Here is a 25,883-nt window from a genome sequence, read left to right as displayed (position 1 = left end):
ATAGTTTACAATCTACTTTAGATAAACCGCTTTGCGAGTTTCATTATAACCGGCAGATGTATTTAAAGTATAAAAATATATTCCGCTCGATAAAGAATTGTGTTCCCAATTTATTTCATAATCCCCAGCAACAGAATATTGATGAACTAATGTTTTTACATGTTGTCCGGTAGAATCATAAACATTCAATTCAACATCAGTTGCTGATGGAAGTGAATATTTAATTGTGGTACCACCGTTAAATGGATTTGGATAATTTTGTTCTAAATTAAAATTAAGAAGTTTTTCTTCATCATCGCCGGTTGAGCTTACTTGCTCCAATTCAAAAAAGTTTACATTAAATCCGCCGAAATAAAATCTGACTGTGATCTTATGGACGCCTTGTGGTAACTCAACATTACCATAATTCAGAGTATTCCAGTTTTGCCAGCCGCCTGTACTCGGTACGTCAATCATCGAGGTCATTGCGTTATCATTTAGGTAAAAAAGAATTTTCCCGCCAGTGTTATTTGCAGAAATTCTCAAACTAAGTTTATATGCCCCGGAATTACTCACATTTACTGTAAAGGTTAGATATTCGCCTGAATCAATCCAACCAACATTGTAACCATTTGTAACCGCATCCGTACATTTTTCTATATCAACACCGTCATTTCTAAATTGATAACCTGAATTATAAGTTGACTGCTCTTCAGTCCCAATATTATGATAATCTTTATCAAAATATGCGACACTTAATGGTCCCATATCATATTCAGTGAAAAAGATTTTCCCCGGGATAGAATGTTCCTTAAAAGGTTTTGCAATTTCATTTTCCGGAAGTTCGATCAATGCATTAATTACATCCGGACGATAAACACAATTTTCTAATTTGAGTTTATCAAGTTGCGCGATGAGCGAATTATATGCATCTGTTGGATTTGGTTTACTTCCGCTGCCTTGCCAATAATTTAATAACTGCTGATACCCCGCAACAATCTCGGCTGAAAGCGGACCGGCAATTGCATCAATTTTTTTGAGAGGCCACCATGCCCAGCCAATATTATTTTGTTTCATCAGCTTAACACAATCCGTAAACCATACATTTGAGTTCTCCCCGGTTTCACCAAGCCAAAGTGGTTTATTTGTCTGCGATCTTAGAGTCAGGTAACTATTAATAGCTGATTGCGTGTTTTCATTCCAATATTTATGAAAACTCCACACTAAGTTTTCATCCCATGCAGGAGCTAATCCCGTAAAATTAGTTGCAAACCAATTGCCCTCGATATAGACAATATGATTAGTATCAACTTCTCGAATAGCATCGGTAATTCTAATCATCAGTTCTCGAAGCGGTGCATTATTGTTCCCGAGATCCCACTTTGTTTCATTTATTAAGTCATATCCACCGATCCATTCTTCATTTGCATAACGTTCGGCAATAACCCTCCAAAGGTCAACGGTTCTTTGCTTGTTTTCTTCACTCTCCCATAACGATGGTTTAGTTGGATCATAATCACTAATTGGTTCGTCACTTTGTCCACCGGGTGCGGCATGAAGATCTAATATCAAGTAGAGTTCATTCTTTTCACACCAATCAAGTAAATTATCGATGTATTGAAATCCTTTTTCAAGATAGACTCCCGGTTGATCTTCAGGTGTAAGTTTATTGTAATGCATGGGTAAACGAATTGAATTAAATCCCCATTCGGCAATTCTATCAATATCCGCTTCGGTTACAAAATTCTGATGTAAATAATCGAAAAATTCTTCAGCTTTTTGATCACCAACCACATCAACAATTTTGGCTTTAATCTGATGTTCGGCATTCGCAAATGCTGATGTTTTGAACATATATCCTTCCATCAACATCCAACCGCCCAAACCAATTCCTTTTAGATATACTTCACCTTCATCGTTTACAATCTTTTGTCCGTCAACTTTGAGAAAACCACCGGCGGAGATTTCAACAATTAATAAACAAAGTATAAGAAGTGCTTTAGTTTTCATTAATCTCTCAAGTTTTTTAAAAACTAATACAAAAATTAGACCACAAGATATATTGGTATTTTTTGGATTAGTGAGAATTCAATTATTAATCTTGACATACAAAGTTATCATTTTGATAAGCTATTATTTTAATCCGAGATCTTTACAGAGACGATGGAAATTTGATGGTGCAATTCCAAGTTTGTGTGCAGCTTCGGCATCTGAATCAGAATTATCGCGGACAAATTCCACAAATTCTTTTTTGAAATCTTTTTCTAATGTTTTGAGATTTGGTATTTCTTCTAGAATGCCAAAGTTGAATAATTTTTGCTGACTTGATTTTGAATTACCGGAATCAATTAGAGTATATTGATAGTCGTCGATTGTAATTTTTTCATTCGCATTAAAAATTAATCTTTGAATAACATTTCTCAATTCACGTACATTTCCCGGCCAATTATATTCTTGTAATCTTCTAACAAGTTCAGGATCAATATGAATTACCGGTTTCCCGATTTCCAGACTATAAATTTCTAAAAAATGCTGAACCAAAATCGGAATGTCTTCGGGTTTATCTTTTAATTGTGTGATGTGGAGCGGAACTACATTTAGTCTGTAGTATAAGTCTTCTCTGAACAAACCATTTTCAACAGCTAATTTGAGGTCTTTATTTGTAGCTGCAATAATTCTTACATCAACTTTAATTTTTTGTGTTCGACCAATTTTTTCAATTTCACCTTCTTGAATAACACGAAGTAATTTAACTTGTGCGTTCATGGGAAGTTCTGCAATCTCATCCAAAAATATAGTCCCACGGTCGGCTACTTCAAATAGTCCGGCTTTACTGATTGCTGCACCGGTAAATGCCCCTTTTTCATAACCAAAAAGTTCACTTTCTATCAGATCATGTGGAATACTGCCGCAGTTTATCGGGACAAAATTTTCATACTTTCTTTTACTTTTATAGTGGATATTATTTGCAACAAGTTCCTTACCGGTTCCGGAAGCTCCGGTGATTAAAATACTTACATCACTTTCTGCGAGCTTTTCAATTTTCGATTTTAATTTTATTGTTGATTCCGATTCACCAATGATTTTTTTCCGCTCAAGTATATCTTCGATATTTTTTGCAAGTTTTTTCTTTGAAGAATAAGTCTGCATTTCCAATTTTTTCTTTTCAAATGCATTAAATACCGACATTAGGAAATCTGTAGGTTGATAGATAAATTCTTCTATATCACCCGGGTATTTTGTACAGTACCAGAAAGCACCGGCATCAACTAACTTTTTAGCAAAATCAAAATCCGTTATGTTAATAGTAAGTTTTGTAATAACAATTATCTGAAGTGTTTGATTTATCTTTTTTATTTTCTTGATGAGTTCTTCACCTCTAATTGCACCGGCAATTTGGTAATCCATAATAATTACATCAAAACCATTCGGATCGCCTTCAAGAATCTTTAATGCATCCGCACCATTACTGACAATTTGTTTAATGCTTAGACTTTCATGAAATATTTGAATTGTATTCTCGACACGCCTTACATCAAATTCTTCATCTTCAATTAAAAGTAAATTTATTTTATTACTGTTTCTCATTTACTGCCCTATCATGAATTTTAATTATAAACGCTGCACCGCCATCATTTTTATTAGAAGCATCAAGTTCCCAACCACATCGTTTTACTCCTATTTGATATGCAATATAACAACCATAACCACTATTTTGGTTATCATAAATTTTTGTGGACACATTTTCCGAGAATAATAATTTTTGTCCTTCGGAATTTTTTTCAAGCAGTTTGGGATTGAATCCTTTGCCGTTATCGGATATAGTGATTATGCTTAATTTTTTATCCGCATCAAACTTTGTTGTGATGTATATTTCTATTTTTTCAACATTGGCGTGATCGATACAATTTTGAATAAGCGGCTCAAATATTTCCCAAACTACAAATTGGTTGATTTGCACATTAGGAAGTTTTTCATCCAGTTCCAATTTGAAAGTAAATGATTCAGTTTTAGAAGATATTCTTAGAAAGAGTTGATCTACTAAAAATTTTATGACTTCATTTATATTGGTATCAAACATTTGTCCGCGTACAGTGTGAACCGGAGGATCGTACCATTTCATATCATAAATAACACGAGAAATAAAATTTGAATACTTTGTAACTCTATCAATAATTTCTTGTGAATTTTCTTCGGATAGTTTTCTTAAATCCTCCTTAATAAATCCCATTACCTTTTCGGCTTTATGATGTGTATGATAAATTCGTTTTGTAAAAAGTGATTCTTTTTCATGAATAATTTGCTCTTTAAGATGTCTTTCATATTCTTCGTACAATTTCTTTTGTGCTTCGTTTCTTTCTTTTAATGTATATGAAGAGATATAATACATTGCAAGTAATCCAAATAAAATTAATGATGAATATATAATTGCTGTTTCTTCATAACTAGAAATGATTTCCCCGGTTATATTATGGAGATCGGGCTGTTTACGTACATAAAGCACACCTTGGTATTCTCCATTCGGGACAAATGGAACGAATGTATGGAAAGTTTGTTCGCCTTCAATAATACTGTAAATTCGCTCGTCTAATTTTATAGATTCTTTAATTTTTTTATATGCTGACAAAGCCGGCTGGTGTCTTGTTGCTGCAGTGATTTCTAATTTATTTGGATCATGTAAAAAATTGAATAAAGTAGTCCCGTCGTCAATTGCAACTTCTTGGTTTTCAATATTTACAATAAGACAGATATCTTCGATATTCTTTTCAAGTAATTGTTGACTAAATATTATGTTAAACGATTGAATGATCTTCCTTTGTTCATAGTCTGAATCAATATTTCTTATATCGACGTTTTCTAACAACAATTCCATTGAAGTTGTTGCAAGATGTGCAATTTTTTCAGCTGAATCTTGTTGATACCATTGCTGTGTATTTTCTAAAAAATTTTGCAGCGATTGCTTTTGGATTATTGAAAGAATTATTTGAAAAAACACCAATACAATAAAAAGCACAGTTATGTGGCGTAATTCAAAACGATATCGTTTTAAATGTTCTATAAACTTTTGTCTTGTCATCGGCTATTTAAATATTACCTCATTTGAGTTTACCATGCGTGTAGCTTCAAATAATGCTTCTTCTACACCAATCTCTTGCAAAAGTGCTTTGTGAACGTAATAAGAAATAATATCACTAATTCTCGAATAATCTTCTAATAAAGGTCTGTGAACACCAAACTCAATTTGCTTTTTGTAATAGTTAAGAACTTCCGCATCTTCAACATCGGAATTTTCATAAACAGATTTCAAAACTGGTAAAGAACCGTTTCCTTCAAATAATTCTTGTTGAGATTCTGGACTTAATAGGAAACGAATAAATTCTAAAACTTCAGGTTTATGTTCAGAAAATTTGGAGACTACCAAATTCCATCCGCCATACACCACGGCAGGTTTTGTACCTCTAAAATGTGGCGTTGGAATTCTTTTTATATCATCTCTAATAGCCGTATCGATTGTACTATAATTTTCAGAAAAAAATGTGGGCCATGATCTTACAAAATATCCATTGTTATCAATATAAAATCGATGACATGGATGTTCGGTAAAAGCAGTAACTGCTTTTGGAGTAAGATTATATTTATTAATCAGATCGGTTAGTGTTGTAAGAGCTCTTACCGACTCGGGTCTTGTTAAATCAATTTTCCCATTATCAAAAAAGTTTCGATCTTGATTTAATATCATTTCTGTAAATCCGCAGATCAAACCTTCATAATCCGAAGCAGGAAATGAAAAGAAAGGTTTTTGACTATCATTTAACTTCAGTCCGAGTTGAATAAAATCTTCCCATGTTATTGAGTTTTCAAGTTTGTGTTTAATTTCTGAATAATTAGGAAGATTTTGTAATAAATCATCTCTATAGTACATTGTTGCAATATCAATCGTAAAAGGAAATGCAAAAAGAGAATCATTGTAATAACATGTAGGCAAAATCGGTTCAATCATAGTTCCCAACATTTCTTTACTAAAATAAGATGTGAGATTTTCTGCCCACTTAGCAAACCTGTATCCCCAAACAATATCAACTGCGAATAAGTCAATTTTTTCGCTTTTACTTCTTAAAGCTCTTGCCAGAAGTTCTTTTCGTTCATTCGTACTAAATTTGTTGAACGGAAGATCGATCGGGACAACTTCAATTCTACCATTATATTTTTTATTAAACTTTTCAATCAATTGTAAATGAGTTGGTGTAATTCCATCGGCATAATGTATTTTTGTGATATGGCTGGAGGTTGAATCTAAACTTATATCTTTGTCACTGTAAATAAAAATAATTGCAAAAATTATGACTGCGATTAACCAAAACAAATTCATCGGTTTAAGTATAGTTTTCATATCAACCTAAAAAATGAAAAATAAGCAAACATTTATTCTCCATAAATTTATGAAAAATTAATCTTGTGCAGCAATTTAATATTTCGAATTTCTTATTTTGCATACAAATTATCAGAGAGTATGTTAGAAAGATGAAATATATTTTTACTGTAATATTGTTTTTTTCTCTTTTTCAAGCACAGATCAGCTCACAAGAAAATGTGATTGCCGAAATAGCAGACGAATTTTTAACTGTTGATGAATTTGTAAAAAGATTTGAACTCACACCGAGAATACACTCTTCATTCGATGTTGATTCTCAAAAAGTTCATTTTCTCCATACGCTAATTGCGGAAAAACTTTGGGCAAAAGAAGCTCACAATTTGCAACTTGATACAAACTACTCTTTCAATCAGTACGTAAAAAATTTGGAGAAACAACTTGTTCGTGATGCATTATTTAAGAGGGAGATTGAAGAAAAATCAACCATCTCTAATCAAGAATTCAATGCAGCTTTGCAGAAATGCAGATATGAATTACGATTCAATTTTTTATTCAGCAAATCCAAAACGGAAATTGATTCTCTTTATTCCTTACTTGCTTTTACCTCAATAGATTCACTGTTAATTAATCGTCCAGAAAGAGTTGAACAACCCGAACCTATTCCACTATTATTTGGTCAGATGCAAGAGTCGATTGAAGATTCACTCTTTAGATTGAATATCGGAGAATATTCAGAACCGATTTATTCCGAAATTGGTTGGGTGATTTATTATCTGAAAGATAAAATTGAGTTAACCGCTGAAAGGTTAGGTACTAAAGAGAAACTAGATTCATCGATTAATAAAATTTTGGAAGAGCGAAAAAAGAAAGAATTATTATCTAATTATCTGCGTGAATTGTTAAGTGACAAAAATGTAAATACCGATCGTGATTTGTTTGAATTATTATCGCAAAAATTGTCAGATAGATTAACCGAAAAATTCGTCGATCAAATAAATGACTTCTATATACTTTATGAATCCGATATTAACAAAATTATTAAAGATATTTCGTCTCAAGAAAAGAGTAAGGATATTATAAAGTTTACAATGAATCCAATTTCGCTAAATGAATTTCTCCACTATTTGTTATTTATAAACTTTAAGTCGAGTGGAACCGATTTGAATTCGGTAAGAGTTGCCCTTAATTCAGATTTAAGAGAATTTATTAAAAACGAATTTGTTGCGCGTGAAGCTTACAAGCTGAATATTGATGCGCTTCCGGAAATCCAAGATGAACTTAAAATGTGGAAGGACAATTATCTCGCTCAATTGTTGAGGAATACATATAATAAAAAAATTGTTATATCAGAGAGAGAAATTGAAGAGCATATGTCTTCTCTACTTGATTCAACAATTACAACAAAGTTTGTAGATTTAACTGAGATAAAATTGAGCAACTTAAATCAAGCTCAGTATGTACTAACACAATCAGAAACCGGTAAAGAATTTGAAGATATTATAAGTGAACTTAACCTACCTGAGCAAATGATTGTTAGATCCGATTCTATGCAGCCCATTAACATATTCGGCAGTTTGATCGATATCATAGACAACTTGGAAGTGGATGAAATTTACGGACCAATTGTAAAAGCCGAAGGTTATTCAATTATAAAATTAAATGCAGTTGAAGAAAAGACATTATCGAGTATTGATAAAAACAAGTTACAAGTCGATCTGCAGAGGGAATTACTTTACTACAAAAAGCTAAACAAACTGATCACCGATGAGACCGTTGAATTAGCAAAGAAATATGATTTGAAAGTAAATGAATCTACTTTAATTCCGATAAAAGTAACAGAAGTGCCGACTTTAATTTACAGATTATACGGATTTGGGGGACAAAGTACCGCAGCCCCCTTCTTAAATTTATTTTATGAATGGTATTTCCAATATAAAAATGAAATTCAAAATCCGTTATAAAATTATTTTACAATAAACTCAGCATGTAAACCTTCAGCTGAATTTGGTCCGACCCAAATATCAAATTTGCCGGGTTCAACAACTAATTTATTTTCATAATTGTAGAATGATAAATCCTCTTTATCTATAGTAAATGTAATTATTTTGGTTTCATTAGGAGAAAAAGTTTCCTTCTTAAAATCTTTTAATTCTTTGACAGGCCTTGTAATGCTACCTACTCTATCACGAATATAAAGTTGAATAATTTCATCAGCTTGAATATCGGATTTATTTGTAACCTCTAAAGAAACTAAAATATTTTCTTCGGGAGCGATTTTTGTTGAAGATAGACTTAGATCATCGTACTCGAATTCAGCATAAGAAAGACCAAACCCAAACGGATACTCCGGACTATTTGGAACGTCCAGATAATTTGAAACAAAATCTTTTGGATTAAGCGGAGTTCCGAGCGGAATATCTGCTTCGTACGTAATTGGCGCCGGTCTGCCCGTATTTCTATGATTATAGTAATAAGGTACCTGACCAACCGTTCTTGGGAATGTTACGGGTAACTTCCCGGAAGGTGAATAATCACCAAATAAAACATCAGCAATTGCCGGCCCGCCCATTGTTCCCGGATGCCATGCAAATAATATTGCATCCACCAATTCAGCCTCAGCAGAAAATGTTAAAGGTCTGCCAGCAAGAATTATCATTATTGTGGGTTTTTTAGATTGTGATACTAACTCAATTAATTCCTTTTGTTTTCCCGGGAAGTTCAGAAAAGCTCTGCTCTTGGCTTCTCCGGCAATGATCTCTTCCTCACCTACAAACAGCAAAACTACATCCGATTGTTGAACAGCTTTTAATACAGCATCATTATCTATATCAGTTGATCTGCTTGTTTTCAATCCAGCTTCATAAACTATTCTATCGTTGAATCTTTCTCTTAAGGCTGTAAGTGGAGTTACCGCATCCTCGCTTTTTCCATCAGGTGCCCATGTACCGTTTTGATCTCTCCCGGAATTAGCAAGTGGTCCAATCACTGCGATTTTATTTAAAGTATTTGAAAGCGGTAAAACATTATCATTTTTAAGCAGAACTAAACTTTCATGTGCGACTTTTTTTGCAAATTCAAGATTTTCGCTTTTTAATAATGCTGATTCACCTTCATATTCCGGGAAAGGATTATCGAATAATCCCAATCGAAATTTTACACGAAGTATATTCTTAACAGCAGTGTTCAAATATTCGATATCAACGAGTCCTTCTTCTATAAGTTTCTTTAATTCATTTGCATAAGCTTGTGATACCATTTCCATATCCACACCGGCTTCAATTGCAACTTTTGCGACATCAGTTTCAGATTCGCAGTATCCATGGTTTATCATTTCGACCATTGAACCCCAATCACTTACAACAAAACCGTCAAATCCCCATTCGTTTCTCAGAACTTGTTTTAAAGTAAATTTATTTCCCGAAGTTGGAACTCCATTTAAGTCGTTGAAAGCCGACATGTAAGTTGCAACACCGGCATCTTTAGCTGCTTTGAAAGGTCTTAAGTAAATATTTCTCAATTCATTCTCTGGAATTAAAGTTGTGTTGTAATCTCTTCCACCTTCGGCAGCTCCATAACCGACAAAATGTTTTGCACAAGCTGCAATAGAATTTTTATTTGATAAACTTTCACCTTGAAATCCTTCTACCATTGCTTTTGCCATCACACTTACCAAATACGGATCCTCACCGGGCGATTCTGCAATTCTTCCCCATCTCGGATCACGTGCAATGTCGATCATTGGTGCAAATGTCCAATGTATGCCTTGTTCCGAAGCTTCATATGCGGCAATCTCAGCAGCTTTTTTAACTAAGTCAGGATTCCAAGTGGCAGACTGTCCAAGTGGAATAGGAAATACTGTTCTATATCCATGGATCACATCACGTCCAAATATTAGTGGAATTCCCAAACGGCTTTCATTAACTGCTAATTTTTGATACTCGATTTTTGTTTCAATATCTCCGGCATTTAAGAATGAACCAAATTTTCCATTTACAATCCCATTTTTGATATTATCACTTCCATTAAATCCTTGCTGAAGCTGTCCGATCTTTTCATCAATGGTCATTTGAGATAGCAAATTTTCAATCTTTTCCTCGATATTGTTTTGTCCTTGCACAAGTAGAGTTAACAAACAAAATAAAACTAAAATTCTAGTTGGAGTTTTCATTTTCGTCTCGTTATTAATGGTAATTAATTTTATAGCTATTTGCAGATATCAACTTTCTCATATTCTGAATAGTTAGATTTAGTTATCATTTTGATAACAACAAATTATATAAATGATAAAATTACTCTATGATTACTTGATAATTAACGATCTCGGTTTTACCGGTACCTTCAATAATTTCGTTACCGAATTCAATTGAAGACACGAACTCTTCTTCTGTTATATAATTTTCAGTTAACAAATATTTTATAAAATTATGTATGTTGACTTCGGTGATATCATGACCTGATGAATTTACAAAGGCAAGGTAAGTCCAATCCCAGTCGGCTTTATAGAAATCATATTTGATTCCATCGATTTCCACTTCATTTACTTTACTTCCGCCGGCAGCTTGTCCATAGTTTTTAACCCAGATCATAATTTCTCTTGTAATGTTGCTTGCATTTGGTGTAGGTGAATTTGTAATCCAGATATCATAAGCAAGATTTCCGATACCGTTAAACGTCGAATTAACAACATCATATTTTGATATAATTTTATTATTAGATGTAACTTCTATTGGAAGAGCTTGTGTGGAACTTTCACTTCTAAATGGTTTCCAGCCATACACTATTTCAGGGTAAGCCTTAACGTTATCACCACTTTGGATCGGCCATTTCCATTCCCAACCAATTATAACATTTCTTTCATCTTCTTTTAGGAAAGAACATTGTGAATAATTTGTCAATGTACCTCTTCCCCATGTATTATTTTCGATTATAAATTCATCAAAAAATAATGAGGTTCCATCTTCACAAAAAGTTGTATCAACTCCGGAGTTATTAATCGGAGGTTCGGTAATATTCTCGCCTTTACTACTGCAATATGCGAGTTGAGAAGCAGAAAATAATAAAAGTATTATAATAATTAATTGACTTCTTCCTTTTTGCATGTCGATCTCTTCCCTACTTAATTAAAAAAATGGATTAATTCTTTGATCTCTATAACTCATCACTAAACTTTTTTGGCAATTATTCGATAATATTAGTTAGCCGAATATATATTGTAAATCAGTAGATATTGATGCTCATTTTTTTCAAAGTTTATGTTTATCTTTTATAAATAAAGTAAGATCAACCTTTTTACGAGACAATTTGTGTGCCGTAATTTTTCCATAATAATTTCGCTTGCGATAATCTTATTTTTTATCGGGTGTAAAGAAGACATAAATTCATTATCCGGTAAAAAAGCCGATAAATTTATATTTGAACAAATTGCGAAAGATTTAGGAGATTCAGCAAAAGTCACCAATTTCTTCGATGAAGTTTATAGAATAGAAAATTCAAATCGATTCGAAGAACTCCCATCATTTAAATTACTTAAAGGCAGTTACCTCTATCATCAAAAAAAAATTGATTCCTCGTTTTCGGTTTTAAGTTCGATAGTTGGCAAGAACGAAGATGAATTTAACGATGAATATTTAGCTCGTTGGTATTTTAGGATGGCAAATGTTTATCGGGAAATGCAAAACCGAGATTCTGCTATACATGCGTATAAAAAATCCGCCCAGTATTTTTCCAAAACTGAATATGATTTTGACAGAGCATTAGTGCTTAACTCCATTGGATTTATGTTTTGGGAAGTATCACGTTTTGATAGTGCACTTAGTTATTTTTATAAATCTTTACTCCTTAAAGAAAATCATGATGATATTGATAGTTATGCTACAACTCTCAATAACATTGGGACTGTTTACTATCATTATGCTCTTTATGATAAGGCACTTGAGTACTTTGTTAAGTCTATCGAAATTCAGAAAGAAGTAAAAGATAATGACGGTGCTGCGCTAATTTTGACAAATATCGGTTTGGTTTACAATGAAACCAATCAGCTTGAAAAAGCATTAGAATATTTTGATGAAAGTCTCACCTATGCAGATAAAGAACCAACCAGCACAACATACGGTTATATTTACTCAAATATTGGTTCAACATACCTTAAAATGAATTTAGATTCAGCGGACGTTTACTTTAATAAAGCAATGTATAATTATGAAAAAGGAAATTCAGTAGGTGGTATCTTAATCTCCTTAAAAGGATTGGGCGAAACTTATTATAAAAAAAATGATTTAGATAATTCACGAAATTACTTTTTACAAATGCTTGATTATTCTGAGAAGCATGATAATTTAATCCGTGCAGCAGAAGTAAAATACCACTTAGGTTTGATTTCTCTAAAAGAATCAAATTTCAAACAAGCCGAATTATTATTCCTTGAAAGTATTTCACTTTCAAAAAATATGAACAAGCTTACACTGCTAAGAGACAATTACAAATCTTTAGGAGAATTGTATGATTCACGCAACATGGTGAGAGAATCATTAAATGCATTCAAAGAATATCTGAATTACCATGAAAGAATTACGGATACGGATATGGAAAGACGTCTCTCCCGTTTGAAAGAAGAATTTGACACACAAAATATAAGAGCCGAATTAGTACTGCAAAAATTTGAAAACGACAGACAGAAATTTTTGATTTACGGGTTTTCAACTATCATTGCATTTTTAGTGAGTTTCACTTTTGTTTTATATAGAACTAACAAACGCAAAAAGGAAATCAATAAAGAATTAGAAAATCAGAATAAAGTAATTGAAGAGCAAAAAGACGAATTAGAGAAAATTAATAATGAGTTAAAAATTTCTAACAATGCTAAGGAAAAACTTTTTTCGATTATTGCACACGATCTCAAAAATCCATTCTTTACATTGATGGGTTATATCTCACTATTAAAAGATGGTCAGATTGATGAAGTTGATAGAAACCAATGCATCGAAGATCTGGATAGAACAACTCACAATACTTATTTACTTTTAGAAAACTTGTTAAATTTATCACAATCGCGTACTCAAAAAATTCAATTTGCACCATCACATTTTAACATAAAATTGCTTTTATTGAATCTAAAACATAGTTTTAGTTCACAACTTAAAAGTAAAACTCTCACCCTAAATCTTGATATAAAGGTTGAATCAATATTTGCTGATGAATCATTACTGGAAATCGTTCTTAGAAATTTGATAACCAACGCAATAAAATTTAGCAACAGTAAAGGGCAGATTATTATTTCTACTTATGATCATAACGATGAACATATTATTGTCATTAAGGACAATGGTGTTGGAATGGATGAGGAAATGCGCAATAATTTATTTACGGTCGAATTCATTAGTTCCAGAGCCGGCACTGCCGGAGAAAAAGGTACAGGTTTAGGACTTGCATTATGCAAAGAGTTTATCGATATACATGGTGGGACAATTTCCGTAAATTCCACAATTGAGAAAGGTTCAGAATTTGTTATTCAACTACCAAATAAAAAGAAATTTCAGAAAACTTCATCATTCTAATACCATAAAATTATTTTATAAAGTTTTTTACAAACCGCACATTCCCTTTATTCACAAATCGATTTTTATAATATTTTTTATTACACAAGTATTAGCATTTTCTGTTGATCTGCCGGATAGTATCAGCAATAAGGTTCAGAATCTTTCTCCAATTCAGAAGGTGAATTATTATACAGAATTATCGTGGAATCTCCGCGAAAAAGATACTGAATCCGCTATAAAATACGGTAAGATTGCAATCCACTTAGCTGACAGTTTAAAGTTAATAAAAGAATATGGACGTGCCTCGAATTTTGTCGGTGCAATAAACATTCATTACTTATATAACAATTCTGCAGCAATACCTTATTTTCATAAAGCGCTTGAAGCTGCTTTATTGACAAATGATTCGACAAGCATCGGTTATGTTTACAACAATTTGGGTGATGCTTATTATTTAACGGGTAACTCCGCACTCGCTTTAGATTATGCAAACTTATCAATGAAAATATTTCAAAGTATAAATGACTCAATCGGTATTGCGTATTGCCATATTAACTTTGGATTAGTTAACCGATTTGAAAAGCAATTTGACTTAGCTTTAGAACATTTCTACAAAGCTTTAGAAGTTCGGATTAAAGTTAATAACGCAATCGGAATTGCATCGGCTTATTATGAAATCGCATTAACTCACTTTTATAATGAAGAGTTCGAAACAGCATTAAATTTTTTCCAAAAGTCACTTAAACTCAACCAAGAACTGGATAACAAACGTTGGATGGCATTCAATTATAACGGGCTGGGAGATATCTATACTCATTACGGTGATTATAAGGAAGCTCTTCAAATGTATGATGAATCGATAAAGCTAAATCAAGAAAGAAATCATGAATATGGTATTATAAGTAATTTATTAGGAAAGGCATTAGTGCATTCGAGACTTAGACAAATCAATTTAGGGAAAAGTGAATTAAATGAAGCTTTGCAAATTGCTAGAAAGCTAAAAGTCTCGCAAAAACTTTTAGAGGTTCATGAAGCATTCATAAAATTTTACTTGAATATAAATGATGTTGATTCGGTTGAGAGTCATTTTGAAAGATATACTGCTGTTTATGATTCGATTTATTCTAAACAACAATTTGAAACACTGAGTGAGGTACAGAGTAAATTTACAATCAATCAAAATTTAGAAAAGATTAACCGAAATCTTGAATTACAACAACAAGAAGAAAGATATTTAATTACAACAATTCTGTTTTTATTAATACTTGTGTCTGCAGTACTTTTTAAGTATAGAGTAAACAAAAAACGTAATAAAGAATTGAAACAGCTTAACGCTACTAAGGATAAACTATTTTCTATAATCGCGCATGATTTGAGAAATCCGTTCTTTTCATTGATGGGACAAATAGATCTGTTGAAAGATAAGACACTTTCAACTGAAGACAGAGAACAAATAATTACTAACTTAGACCAGACCACAAAAAAAACTTATACACTGCTTGAGAATCTATTGAATTTATCGGCATCAAAAAGAGGCAAAATTGAATACTCCCCTACTCTCCTAAATTTAGAAAACATTATTGCTGAAATAATTGATTCACTTGATCCGCAGCTTAAGAATAAATCAATTATAATTGAAACTGATCTTCAACAAAAAGTAATTAAAGCCGATAAGACTATGCTGGAAATAGTTTTTCGAAATTTAATAACAAACGCCATCAAGTTTAATAAGGTGGGAGGCAAAATTATTGTTACATCCGTTATCAAGAATAATTTTGTAAATATAAAAGTAATTGATACCGGAATAGGAATTGACCCGAAGGATCAAAAAATTATTTTATCTGAAGATTTTGTTAACTCACAAGTTGGAACTGCCGGTGAAAAAGGTACTGGACTTGGACTAAGTCTCTGTAAAGAATTTATTCAAAAACATAATGGGAAGTTGAAAATTAATTCAGAACTTGGGAAAGGATCAGAATTTATTATTACACTTCCACAAAATATATAATGGCTTATTTTTATATCATCCTAAAGTAGATCAGAATTTTTGAAAATAAGAGTGACCTCAGTTCCCTTTCCTCTTATAGAATCAATTTTTAACTCAATATTATCCAACTCACAGTACTTTCTTGTTATGGCTAAGCCAAGTCCGCATCCGTCATATGGACGTGAATAACCTTGATACTCTTGAGTGAACGGATCAAAAATTTTACTTAAATATTCAGGTGAAATTCCAATTCCCGTATCGATGATTGCAAGTTCAAATTGCGATTTCACTTTGCTTAATCGAACAGTTATGCTTCCTTGCTTGGTAAATTTTACTGCGTTATCAAAAATGTTTTTAAAGATTTGTTCGGTTGAATAAAAATCAGATTGTAAAATAAAATCTTCGTCGGGCTTTTCGAATTTAAGTTTTACTTTTTTCTCAACTATCTTTTGGGCATACAAATCAATAACCGGATTTATAATGTCTGCTACTAAATCAAACTTAGATTTTATTATTTCGTAACTACCGGATTGTAATTCGGACATATTAAGAATTGATTGAATAGTGTCAATTATTCTTTTACCGGAATTGTCTATGATATTGAATACAGTCTGAGCATCAAAGCTTAGTTTATCTTTTACTTCATCTCTTACATAATCAATTGTGCTCAACATCGCATTCAAAGGAGTTCTGATTTCATGAGACATTTGTGCAAGAAATTCAGATTTGATTTTTTCCATTGCGATAGCTTTATCACGAGCAGAAGTCAACTCTTTAGTAGCCAACTTAAGTTCTGTGATATCAAGTACAACACCTTCATAAAAAATAAGTTCGTTGTTTTCATCGTGTATTGCTCTAGCTGATTCCAGCACATAAATTTCTTTGCCGTCGGTACGTTTCCACTTATCTTCATAGTCAATAATAATTCCTTTCTCATCTAGTATTGATTTATACCTAGCGCGGGATTCAATTGAAGCAAATCCTTTTCTTATAAGTGCTTTGCCTTTAATATCATTAAATGTATTTACACCTATCATTTTTAAAAAAGCCGGATTAGCTAAGATTAAATTACCACCCTTATCAATTTGGTAGATACCTATAGCGGCATTTTCATAAATCCCTTTATATCTTGATTCACTTTCTCTAAGAGCTTTCTCGGTATTATACTTAAATGTTTGATCACGAAAGACAAGAACAACACCAATAATTTCGTTATGTTCATCTATAATCGGTGCGCCACCGCTAGCAATCGGGATTTCATTTTGTGTTTTTGATTTTAGGAATGTATGATTAGAAAATTCAATTATACTTTCTTTTTGCAGTACTTTACTAACCAGGTTTTCAATTAATTCGCCGGAAGATTCATTAATTAATTGAATTACTTCGTCGAAATTTCTTCCTCTTGCCGCTTCTTCGGTCCAGCCGGTCATCCTCTCAGCAACCGGATTTAATTGTTGAACGATCCCGGCTTTATCTGTTGTAATAACAGCATCACCAATACTATAGAGTATAGTTTTAAACTGCATGAGTGATTTTGTATATTCTTTTTCCCGCATAAACAACTGACGGTAAACTTTTTCTTTATCAATAGAATAAATCCAAGCGAAGCCTACCGCGGTTAAAAATATTAGAGATAATAAAAAGATAATTAAAGTAACAGCTCTGTAATTAAGCTCAGCATAAACCTCACTTTTATCAATTTTTGAAATTAAAAACCAGCTTGTACCGGGTATTTCAGATAAATAAGAAATAACTTCAATATTTCTATAATCAACGCCTTCATAAACACCTTTTGAACCTAATACGGCTTGTACTGCTGACACATTGACATCCTTCAAACTTACTTTCAAACCAAGAGGATTATTTTGAAGATGACGCGGACTATTTAAGAATTGAACACTATCATCCATTCGTTTCACTAAAACAGTTTCCGCAGATTTACTTTGGATGGGCCATTGTTCTACAAGCGGGAAAAGATATTCTTTCGGATCCAACCGAAAAATAAACAATGCTACAATTTTATTTTGCTTATTAAAAATAGGTGCAATGTAATCCATTTGAATATCATTCTCTATCGAGCAGAAGAAGATATCCGAGACAATTATTTTTTGGAGATCTATGGATTGTTTTATTAATTCACTGTCTGAGAACGATTCAAACTCATGCTCTTTATCAAGCGATAGTAATACTTTCCCTTCAATTGATACAATGAAAATGTTCTTGTAATCTTTAGATTTTTGTATAATTTCTATTCTGTCTCGAATTGAATTTCTTATCAGAGTATCATTTCTATTTTCGAACCATTCTTCTAATTTTTGAACTAATATCATAGATTGTGACACGATTTTTAAATCATCTATTCTCTCTTGATGCCAGCTTTCAATTTGATTGACCTTGAGTTTACAAATTGTTTCCATCTCTCTATATGCATCAATTTCTATATCCTTCTTAAGATTTGAGTAGTAAAATGCAGCACCAATAATCAGTATAGATATTACTACCGAGGCCCAAACAGATAATGCTTTTTTCTTAACTAATTTTTGTACTATTAATTCTTTTATTTTCATCTGAATTCTAATTATGGTTTGACTCGATATCTGGGGAATTCAATTCACATATAATACTTGCTAAATTTTCGAGTTCTTCATTTTTACTTATGAAATATTCAGCCCCGAGTTCAGAAGCTCTGTTTTGATATTGCGGGTAAGGATAATTAGTCATAATAATAACCTTTGTATCAGGATGACGTTCTTTAATAAATTGTAATAATTCCAACCCACCTCCGCCGGGCATTCGGATATCGGAAATAACAATATCATAAATGGAACCAATTAGTTTTTCTTTCGCCTCCAAAGTATTGTAGGCTTGATCAACTTCTTGAACAAAATCACATTCATTAATGATGCTGAGAATTCTTTCTTGTAAAATCTTTGAGTCATCTACTAATAAAATCCTCATTGAAACCCCTCTAGGCTTTTTGTTTTGTTGTTTAAGAATAATCAAAAAGGATTATTAAATATGTAGGACTTTTCTGAATCTTTTGTAGGAATATTCTTACAAGCTACTTGATCAACTTATGATCTATAGCGTATTTTGTAATCTCGGCAACTGAGGATAAATTCATTTTATCTAATAGGCGTGTTTTATATGTGCTGACAGTTTTAATACTCAAAAATAATTCTTGGGCTATCTCATTTAATTTTTTACCGGTAGCTAGTTTTATAAAGACATCAAATTCTCTTTCGGAAAGTTTTTCGTGTAAAGGTATTTCAAACTTTTCTTCATTTATATGGAGTAAGATTTCGGACATATTTTGAGAAACATATTTTTTGCCCTCAAGCACAATATCAATTGCGTTGTGTAAATCATCCGCGAGTGAGTCCTTTGTTAAATATCCGCTAGCTCCATTTTTAAGAACTCTTAACGCATATTCCTTTTCCGCATGCATACTGAGGATTAAAAAATTAATTTCGGGTTTGTTTTCCAACCCTCTTTTGAGAACTTCCAATCCACTAATGACCGGCATTGAGATATCTAAGATTACTAAATCAAGTTCATTTTCCTCAATAATTTTCAATGCTTCCTGACCGTCGCTCGCTTCAAATATAGTAGTAATTACAGGGTGTCTTTCAAGGATATGTTTTACACCCATTCGAACTATTGAGTGATCATCGGCAACCAAAGCTTTCATAAAACATATCCTGTCTAAATTTATTTTTATTAAATATATGTTTGCTTACAGTGGCACAGTTAAGGTTACTGTTGTACCTTTATTTAATTTACTTTCAATTTCCAATTCGGCATTGATTGAACTTGCTCTCTCCCGCATTCCGATTAACCCGAATGATTTCATACTTTTCTTCTCTGATTCCGGAATTCCTTTTCCATTATCGGCTATAGCTAGAACAAGATTATTATCAACTTTTTTAAGAGTTATGTTTACTTTTTTTGCTTCGGCGTGTCTTATTACATTTGTTAATGATTCTTGAAGAATTCGATAAATCGTTATTTTCTGTTCTTCTTTAATGCTTTCTTCAGTAATCTGTATTGTTAAATTTGTTTCTATTTTACTTCTATCAGAAAATTCGTTTGCGTACCATTCTATTGTGGGTAATAATCCAAGATCATCAATTAGTCCGGGTCTTAGTTCACTTGTAATTTGTTGCACAGTTTTAATTGAATGGTTTACAAGCATAATAGCGGACTCGACTCTTTTTCGTATTTCTGCATCGAGATTATCGTTATAATTTTTAACCAGCGAGAGATCCAGCTTAATAGCTGTCAAAGCTTGACCAAGATCGTCATGAATTTCTCTGGCTAATTTGGATCTTTCCGACTCTCTTAAATCTTGAATATGTTTTGTTAATTCGGACAATTCTTTATTGGTTGATTCAAGATTCTGCTGGAGTCTAATGGACTCAGTAATATCTTCACCCGAGCTTAATACGCCAATTATATTCCCGTCTTCATTACGTAATATATTATTATGCCAGCCGATGGTTTTAATCTTTTTATGTCGGCATAATACTTCATTTACGACATATTCATTTAATGTTAGTTCTCCAGCAAGTGCTTTTAAAAGAATATCACTAACGCGTTCTCTATTTGTTTGAGGTACAAAATTTTCCACCCAGTTTTTGCCAATTATATATTTTTTTGAATACCCTAATAATTCCGATCCTTCACGATTTATCATAGTTACTTCGCCCTTATTGTTAAGAGCGATCATCATAACCGCTGCAGTTTCAAGATACATTTCAGCTAAATTTCGTTCAGCTAAAATTTGCTGCTCCATTTCTTTTCTCTCGGTTATATCACGTCCAACACCGATAATTGATTCAACTTCACCATTATCATTTACAATTGCTTTATCCGACCAACCAAGCCATCTCCAGCCAATTGTTGTCTTAGCTCTTTGTTCTATGTAACATCTATGAGGAGGTTCGTATAATTTCTTCATTTCATTCAATGTATGCTCAACATCATCTTCATGCACCAAAGGTATAAACTGTTTACCAATAAGTTCTTCCTCAGTCTTACCAAACAATTCACAGTATGATTTGCTAGTAAATTCAAATTCGCCATTAGCATTAACCTTTACTACAAGGTCGGTTTGATTGTTTACTAATAATCTATACTTCTCTTCACTTTCTTTAAGAGCAATTTCAGCTCTCTTTCTCTCGCTTATATCGCGTACAATTACCTGAATCGATTTTTTGTTATTGAAAATAATCGGGACAGCAGTAACTTCAGCATTAATAATGTTACCTTTTAAGGTAACATATCTTTCCTCAATGAAATACATTGGTTTATCATTTTTTAAAAGATCTTCAACACGCTTCTTCACATCAGCGGCATCTTCATGGTAAATAATTTTTGATAAATCAAGACCGATTATTTCATCCTGACTATCGGCTTCAAGTAGTTCTTTGGAGGCTGGATTGGCAAAGACAATTTTACCATCTGTATGGATTGCTATTGCATCCGGAGCATTTTCAACTAATACTCTGTATCTTTCTTCACTTTCCTTCAAGAGATTTTCAATTTGTTTTTCCGCAGTAACATCAATCACTGTTGAAACCATAATGTTCTGTTCCGGTAAAGGAATATTCTGTGCATTTATTATGTGCTTACTACCATCCTTATGAGTAACAATACAATTATCCCACTTCATTCTCTGCGGGTCTCCTGATTGCATATCAGAAATTACTCTATCCATAATTTCTTTTCGATATTTGGGATCCGGGTAAACTAATTCAAAAAATTTCTCAACATTTCTAATATCATCGGAAGGCCAGCCATATATCTCATTAAACTTTTGATTTTCATAAAATGCGCTTCCTTCCTTAATTTTATTTAAGGCGACACCTATAGGAAGATTATCCATAACAGTTTGAATAAATTTATTTCTTCTTTCCAGTTCTAGTTGATTCTCTTTCATCTTTTGTATGTCTAGGATAAACGCAATTAATTCTTCTTCTGCCGATCCGATTAAAACAAACCCGATGATTACCCAAATTCTTGTTCCATCCTTTCGAATATATTGTTTCTCATAAGGTTTACATGAGCCATGCTTCTTGGCTTCCATAATTTTTGCGGTTTCAAGCTCACTAAATTCTTCCGGTGTTATTTTATTCCATCGTACCTTTCCACTTCTTACTTCTTCTTCAGAATAACCAATTATCTCTAAATATTTTTTATTGGTATTATGAATACCACCATATATATCGGCAGATACAGTGCCAACAACATCCGATTCAAAAAATGCTCTTAGCTTTTCTTCACTACTTCTTAAAGCAAGTTCGGTTTTTTTCTTCTCTGTGATATCTAAAAAACTAGTTGCAAAAAATCCTTTTTGAGGTGAGTACGCATTAACTAAGTAGTATCGATTATGAACTGAAGAAAAATGCTCAAAAACTTTTGGTACACCTGTTAGTGCTATTTCTCCATAAGTCTCGATCCAATATTTTTCTGTTCTAGGCCATAATTCTAGAACTCGCTTACCAATAATATCATTTTTACTTTTAAGACCTGTTTGCTCAATAAATTTATTATTCACATCAATAAATCTGTAATCAATAGGTACATCATTTTCTAAAAGAATTTCATGATAAGCAAAAGACTCTAATTGATTCTCAAATAAATTTCTATACTTTAGTTCGCTTTCCTCTAATCTTTTTGCTGCTGCTTTACGTTCATTTATGTCACGCACGATTGCTAAAATTCTATCTTTGCCGCCGATCTCAGTTTTTTTAAGATTAACTTCAACCCAAAAATTTTCATCAGTTTTCTTTTTTGCAAGCCACTCAAAATTACAACTTCCGGTTTCCCTTGCCATATTAATATAATTTTGAGCAGCAATCTCATCATAAGGTGATACATTTGCGCTAAGATTTGCTACTGTCCTAGCAATAATCTCCTCTTTAGAAGAATAACCATACATTTCAACTGTTCTATCATTGCAATCCATAATTAATCCAGTGGAGATGTCTTGTATAAATAAGGCATCTACGCTCGAATTAAATATTTCGCGAAATTCTTGTTCCTTTTGTTTGAGTGTAGCCAGATAATTTTTTTTATCAGTAATATCTTCTATGGTTCCGTCAAAATAGACTTCGCCATCTGGACCAAGTTGAGCTGTAGCATTAATAGAAACCCATTTCTGATAATTATCTTTATGATTAGCTAGTAATTCATAATTGTGTATATAACCATTCTTAGATAATTGAGAAGCGAGTTCTGATCTATCCTCAGTATTAGCATACATTTGAAGAACATTCTTTACTTCTTGCAGCATCTCTGTTGATGAATTATAACCATATATTTTTGCTAGCGAATCATTAATCTCGATTATTCTTCCATCAGAAGTTGTTCTGAAAATACCGAGTACCGAATTTTCAAAAATACTTCTATACTTCTCCTCACTCTCTTCAAGCCTTGCCATTGCATGATGATATTCGGTTTCATCGAGAGAAACTCCGCCAATTAATTTTTCTCCCTTTTCATTCTCAATTAGAAATAATTGAGTGTTGAAAATTCTCTCATTACCTTCATTATCGAAAACTCTTGTTGATGAGATGTATTTACCTTCTTCGATTACTCTTTTTTGTTCATAATCGAAAGTACTTATGACTGAATCCCCAAAAAATTCTTCTGACTTTTTGCCATCCCAATCATGCATACCAAAGGTTTCTTCATTAAACCGGTTAATAAATCTGTAACGTCCATCAAAATCTTTAATAAATATTCCGGCAGGGATGTGATTCATAAATGAACTAAACTTCTCTTCACTCCTTCTTAAAGACAATTCATTTTTTTTCGATTCCGTAATGTTTTGCGTTATAACTATAATCTGTGTTACCGTATTAGTTAAATCCATTATCGGCGCTGCTGCACTTAAATAGAATTCATCTCGATACTCAAATTCAAATTCTACTTTGTTACCTCTCCAAACACCTTCATAAAAACTCATTAATTTATTTGCTACAGTTGCCGGGAAAACATCTGAAATTGTTTTGCCAATCATTTTTTCTTTTTCGAGATTCAATTTCGGAAGTTCATTCCCATCAACAAAAAAGAATCTATATTTACGATCGTAAACCGAAATAAATCCATTTGGAATATTCTGTAGTAAATTGTTAAATCTTTCTTCTGCTTGTTTGAGTTGTTTATGAAGTTTAGCAAATTCTAAATTCTTTTCTTTGAGTTGTTTAGTGCAGTTATATATAATTTTTAAATGAGATGAGAATTTTTCTACGTCAATGGGTAATGACAAGTAATCAATTACATCGAATTCTTTATAATTATTCTTGTGTTCTTCCGTAAAAGTATTTGTAGATACAAGTATTAAGGATTTCTGTTTATTAATTAATTCTGCAATATTTGCTCTTGAGACTTCAACTGAGTTTACCTCTTTATTTCTGACTTCGAGAATAATTAGATCTATTTCCTCGTTTGAAGGAATAAGCTTTGCATCACTTACACGATCTTTAAAGAGGACCGAAAATTTACTTTCGTCAATCAGATCAAGAATGTTCTTCTTTATTTCAGCAGACTCTACAATAAAAAGAATATTTATTTTTTCGTTCATAATGATATTATTTTTTTAGTGAGTATAACAAAAACGTAAGCTAAAATTTATACTCGAAAAAATTAGTTCTTTGTGATGTGTGTACTATGAAAAAGAGATAGATATATGATTAATCTCTCCTCCGACAATAAAAAGAGTTTGATGTAAGATTTAGACCAAGATGTCTATAATTTATCTAAGATTCAAGTAAATACCAGCAATGCTGAACTAGATAATTTGGTAAACTTTCAAAACAAATTACTTAATTATTTTAGATAAACCTTTTTCATACTTTCAAAGATTGTATTCAGATCTGAATATTTTGCTTCCCAATTTAAGATTTCTTTTGCTCGTTGATAAGATGCAACAAGATTGGCCGGATCACCTGCTCTTCTTCCAACAACTTTGTAATTAATTGTTTTATCTATTGCTTTCTCGGCAGCTTTAATTACTTCTAAAACACTACTCCCCTTATTTGTGCCAAGATTAACCACTAAATTTTTATTTTCATTGGATAAATAATCCATTGCTCTTAAATGCGCATCTGATAAATCATTTACATGAATATAATCACGAATACATGTCCCATCTTCAGTATCATAATCATCTCCGAACACTTGTAATTCTTTTCTAGTTCCGGCTGCAACTTCCATCACTAGTGGAGAAAGATTTGTTGTGTCTTTTTCTTGACCATAAACTCTGCCACGGACATCATAACCGGTTGCATTAAAATAGCGAAGAGCTGCGTAGTTTATTTTATGCAGCCTGCTAAACCATTCTAAGTTTTCTTCTATGGCAAGTTTTGTATAGCCATAGTAGTTTGTTGGATCTTTTGGATGATCTTCATCAATCGGAAGGTATTGTGGATTTCCATAAACAGCAGCAGACGATGAAAATATTATATGCTTAACATCATGTTGAACCATCTTCATCAAAAGATTTAAACTTCCGGTAATGTTGCCTTTTGCAAACTTAGATGGATGAATCATCGAATCGCCCGCAGCTTTTAAGGCAGCAAAATGAAAAATAACATCATATTTTTCTTCGAAAATTTTGTTGAGATCATTCTCATTTAGGATATCACCTTCAATAAATTTTGATGATGGGTGAAGATTCTGCTCTAATCCTGTAGATAAATTATCAAAAACAAATGTATCATGACCTTGTTCAATTAAATCATGTACAACGTGACTTCCAATATATCCTGCGCCGCCGGTTATTAAGATTTTCATATTTAAAAATGTCCTCTAATAATAATATTGTTTTGCTTAGCTAAAATTAATACCTACCCAAATGGGTGATTGTTTCTCAATCTACAAATTATACTTTATATAAAAACAAATTCAAAAAATCTCTTAATTACTATTTAATAAAAAATTTGCGCCGGAGCATAAGCTAGATCACAGTCCAATGGAATCTTGCAAAGGGGGATATCTAAAG

General features: G+C 32.4%; 14 protein-coding genes. 3 read left to right on the top strand and 11 right to left on the bottom strand.

Features of this window, described 5'->3' with window-relative positions; genetic code table 11:
- Positions 1 to 12 precede the first annotated feature (12 nt).
- The 4 genes from QY331_06185 to QY331_06170 all read right to left on the bottom strand — a co-directional run bounded on the left by QY331_06185 (position 13) and on the right by QY331_06170 (position 6,370).
- Entirely contained in the window at positions 13 to 1,989 is a 1,977-nt protein-coding gene (locus tag QY331_06185) for a cellulase family glycosylhydrolase (protein WKZ70836.1), read from the bottom strand.
- A gap of 123 nt (positions 1,990 to 2,112) precedes the next feature.
- Positions 2,113 to 3,567, bottom strand: coding sequence for a sigma-54 dependent transcriptional regulator (locus QY331_06180; GenBank protein ID WKZ70835.1), 1,455 nt, complete (start codon positions 3,565 to 3,567; stop codon positions 2,113 to 2,115).
- Positions 3,554 to 5,056 (bottom strand): ATP-binding protein, encoded by a 1,503-nt coding sequence (locus QY331_06175; GenBank protein WKZ70834.1) that lies wholly within the window; start codon positions 5,054 to 5,056, stop codon positions 3,554 to 3,556. The genes QY331_06180 and QY331_06175 overlap by 14 nt, the downstream gene beginning before the upstream one ends.
- 3 nt (positions 5,057 to 5,059) lie before the next feature.
- Complete coding sequence (locus tag QY331_06170; GenBank protein WKZ70833.1) at positions 5,060 to 6,370, bottom strand: extracellular solute-binding protein; 1,311 nt, start codon at positions 6,368 to 6,370, stop codon at positions 5,060 to 5,062.
- A gap of 131 nt (positions 6,371 to 6,501) precedes the next feature.
- Here QY331_06170 and QY331_06165 point away from each other — a divergent pair, with 131 nt between their 5' ends.
- Positions 6,502 to 8,313 (top strand): hypothetical protein, encoded by a 1,812-nt coding sequence (locus QY331_06165; protein ID WKZ70832.1) that lies wholly within the window; start codon positions 6,502 to 6,504, stop codon positions 8,311 to 8,313.
- A 2-nt stretch (positions 8,314 to 8,315) separates the two neighbouring features.
- Here the strand turns inward: QY331_06165 and QY331_06160 are convergent, their stop codons facing one another.
- On the bottom strand, positions 8,316 to 10,520 hold the full coding sequence (locus QY331_06160; protein ID WKZ70831.1) for a glycoside hydrolase family 3 N-terminal domain-containing protein: 2,205 nt from the start codon (positions 10,518 to 10,520) through the stop codon (positions 8,316 to 8,318).
- A 121-nt stretch (positions 10,521 to 10,641) separates the two neighbouring features.
- A complete protein-coding gene (locus tag QY331_06155) occupies positions 10,642 to 11,451 on the bottom strand; it encodes a hypothetical protein (protein WKZ70830.1) in 810 nt (269 codons plus the stop codon).
- A 204-nt stretch (positions 11,452 to 11,655) separates the two neighbouring features.
- Between QY331_06155 and QY331_06150 the strand changes: the two genes are divergently transcribed.
- Positions 11,656 to 13,905: a tetratricopeptide repeat-containing sensor histidine kinase gene (locus QY331_06150; GenBank protein WKZ70829.1), complete on the top strand. Its 2,250-nt coding sequence runs from the start codon at positions 11,656 to 11,658 to the stop codon at positions 13,903 to 13,905.
- Positions 13,906 to 14,065: 160 nt separating this feature from the next.
- Entirely contained in the window at positions 14,066 to 15,895 is a 1,830-nt protein-coding gene (locus QY331_06145) for a tetratricopeptide repeat-containing sensor histidine kinase (GenBank protein ID WKZ70828.1), read from the top strand.
- A 20-nt stretch (positions 15,896 to 15,915) separates the two neighbouring features.
- On the opposite strand, the gene QY331_06140 is transcribed toward QY331_06145, so the two are convergent.
- The 5 genes from QY331_06140 to galE all read right to left on the bottom strand — a co-directional run bounded on the left by QY331_06140 (position 15,916) and on the right by galE (position 25,675).
- Positions 15,916 to 18,441: a PAS domain S-box protein gene (locus tag QY331_06140; GenBank protein WKZ70827.1), complete on the bottom strand. Its 2,526-nt coding sequence runs from the start codon at positions 18,439 to 18,441 to the stop codon at positions 15,916 to 15,918.
- Between the two features lie 7 nt (positions 18,442 to 18,448).
- A complete protein-coding gene (locus QY331_06135; GenBank protein ID WKZ70826.1) occupies positions 18,449 to 18,832 on the bottom strand; it encodes a response regulator in 384 nt (127 codons plus the stop codon).
- Positions 18,833 to 18,935: 103 nt separating this feature from the next.
- Positions 18,936 to 19,565 carry a response regulator transcription factor gene (locus QY331_06130; protein WKZ70825.1) on the bottom strand — a complete coding sequence of 210 codons (630 nt, stop codon included), beginning with the start codon at positions 19,563 to 19,565 and terminating at the stop codon, positions 18,936 to 18,938.
- A 45-nt stretch (positions 19,566 to 19,610) separates the two neighbouring features.
- A complete protein-coding gene (locus QY331_06125) occupies positions 19,611 to 24,464 on the bottom strand; it encodes a PAS domain S-box protein (GenBank protein WKZ70824.1) in 4,854 nt (1,617 codons plus the stop codon).
- A gap of 245 nt (positions 24,465 to 24,709) precedes the next feature.
- Positions 24,710 to 25,675, bottom strand: coding sequence for a UDP-glucose 4-epimerase GalE (gene galE, locus QY331_06120; GenBank protein WKZ70823.1), 966 nt, complete (start codon positions 25,673 to 25,675; stop codon positions 24,710 to 24,712).
- Between the last annotated feature and the right edge of the window lie 208 nt (positions 25,676 to 25,883).

This window comes from Melioribacteraceae bacterium (assembly GCA_030584085.1).
Classification (GTDB): Bacteria; Bacteroidota; Ignavibacteria; order Ignavibacteriales; family Melioribacteraceae; genus SURF-28.
Note: the sequence above shows the minus strand (reverse complement) of the source record. Positions and strands in the feature narration are given on the sequence as shown.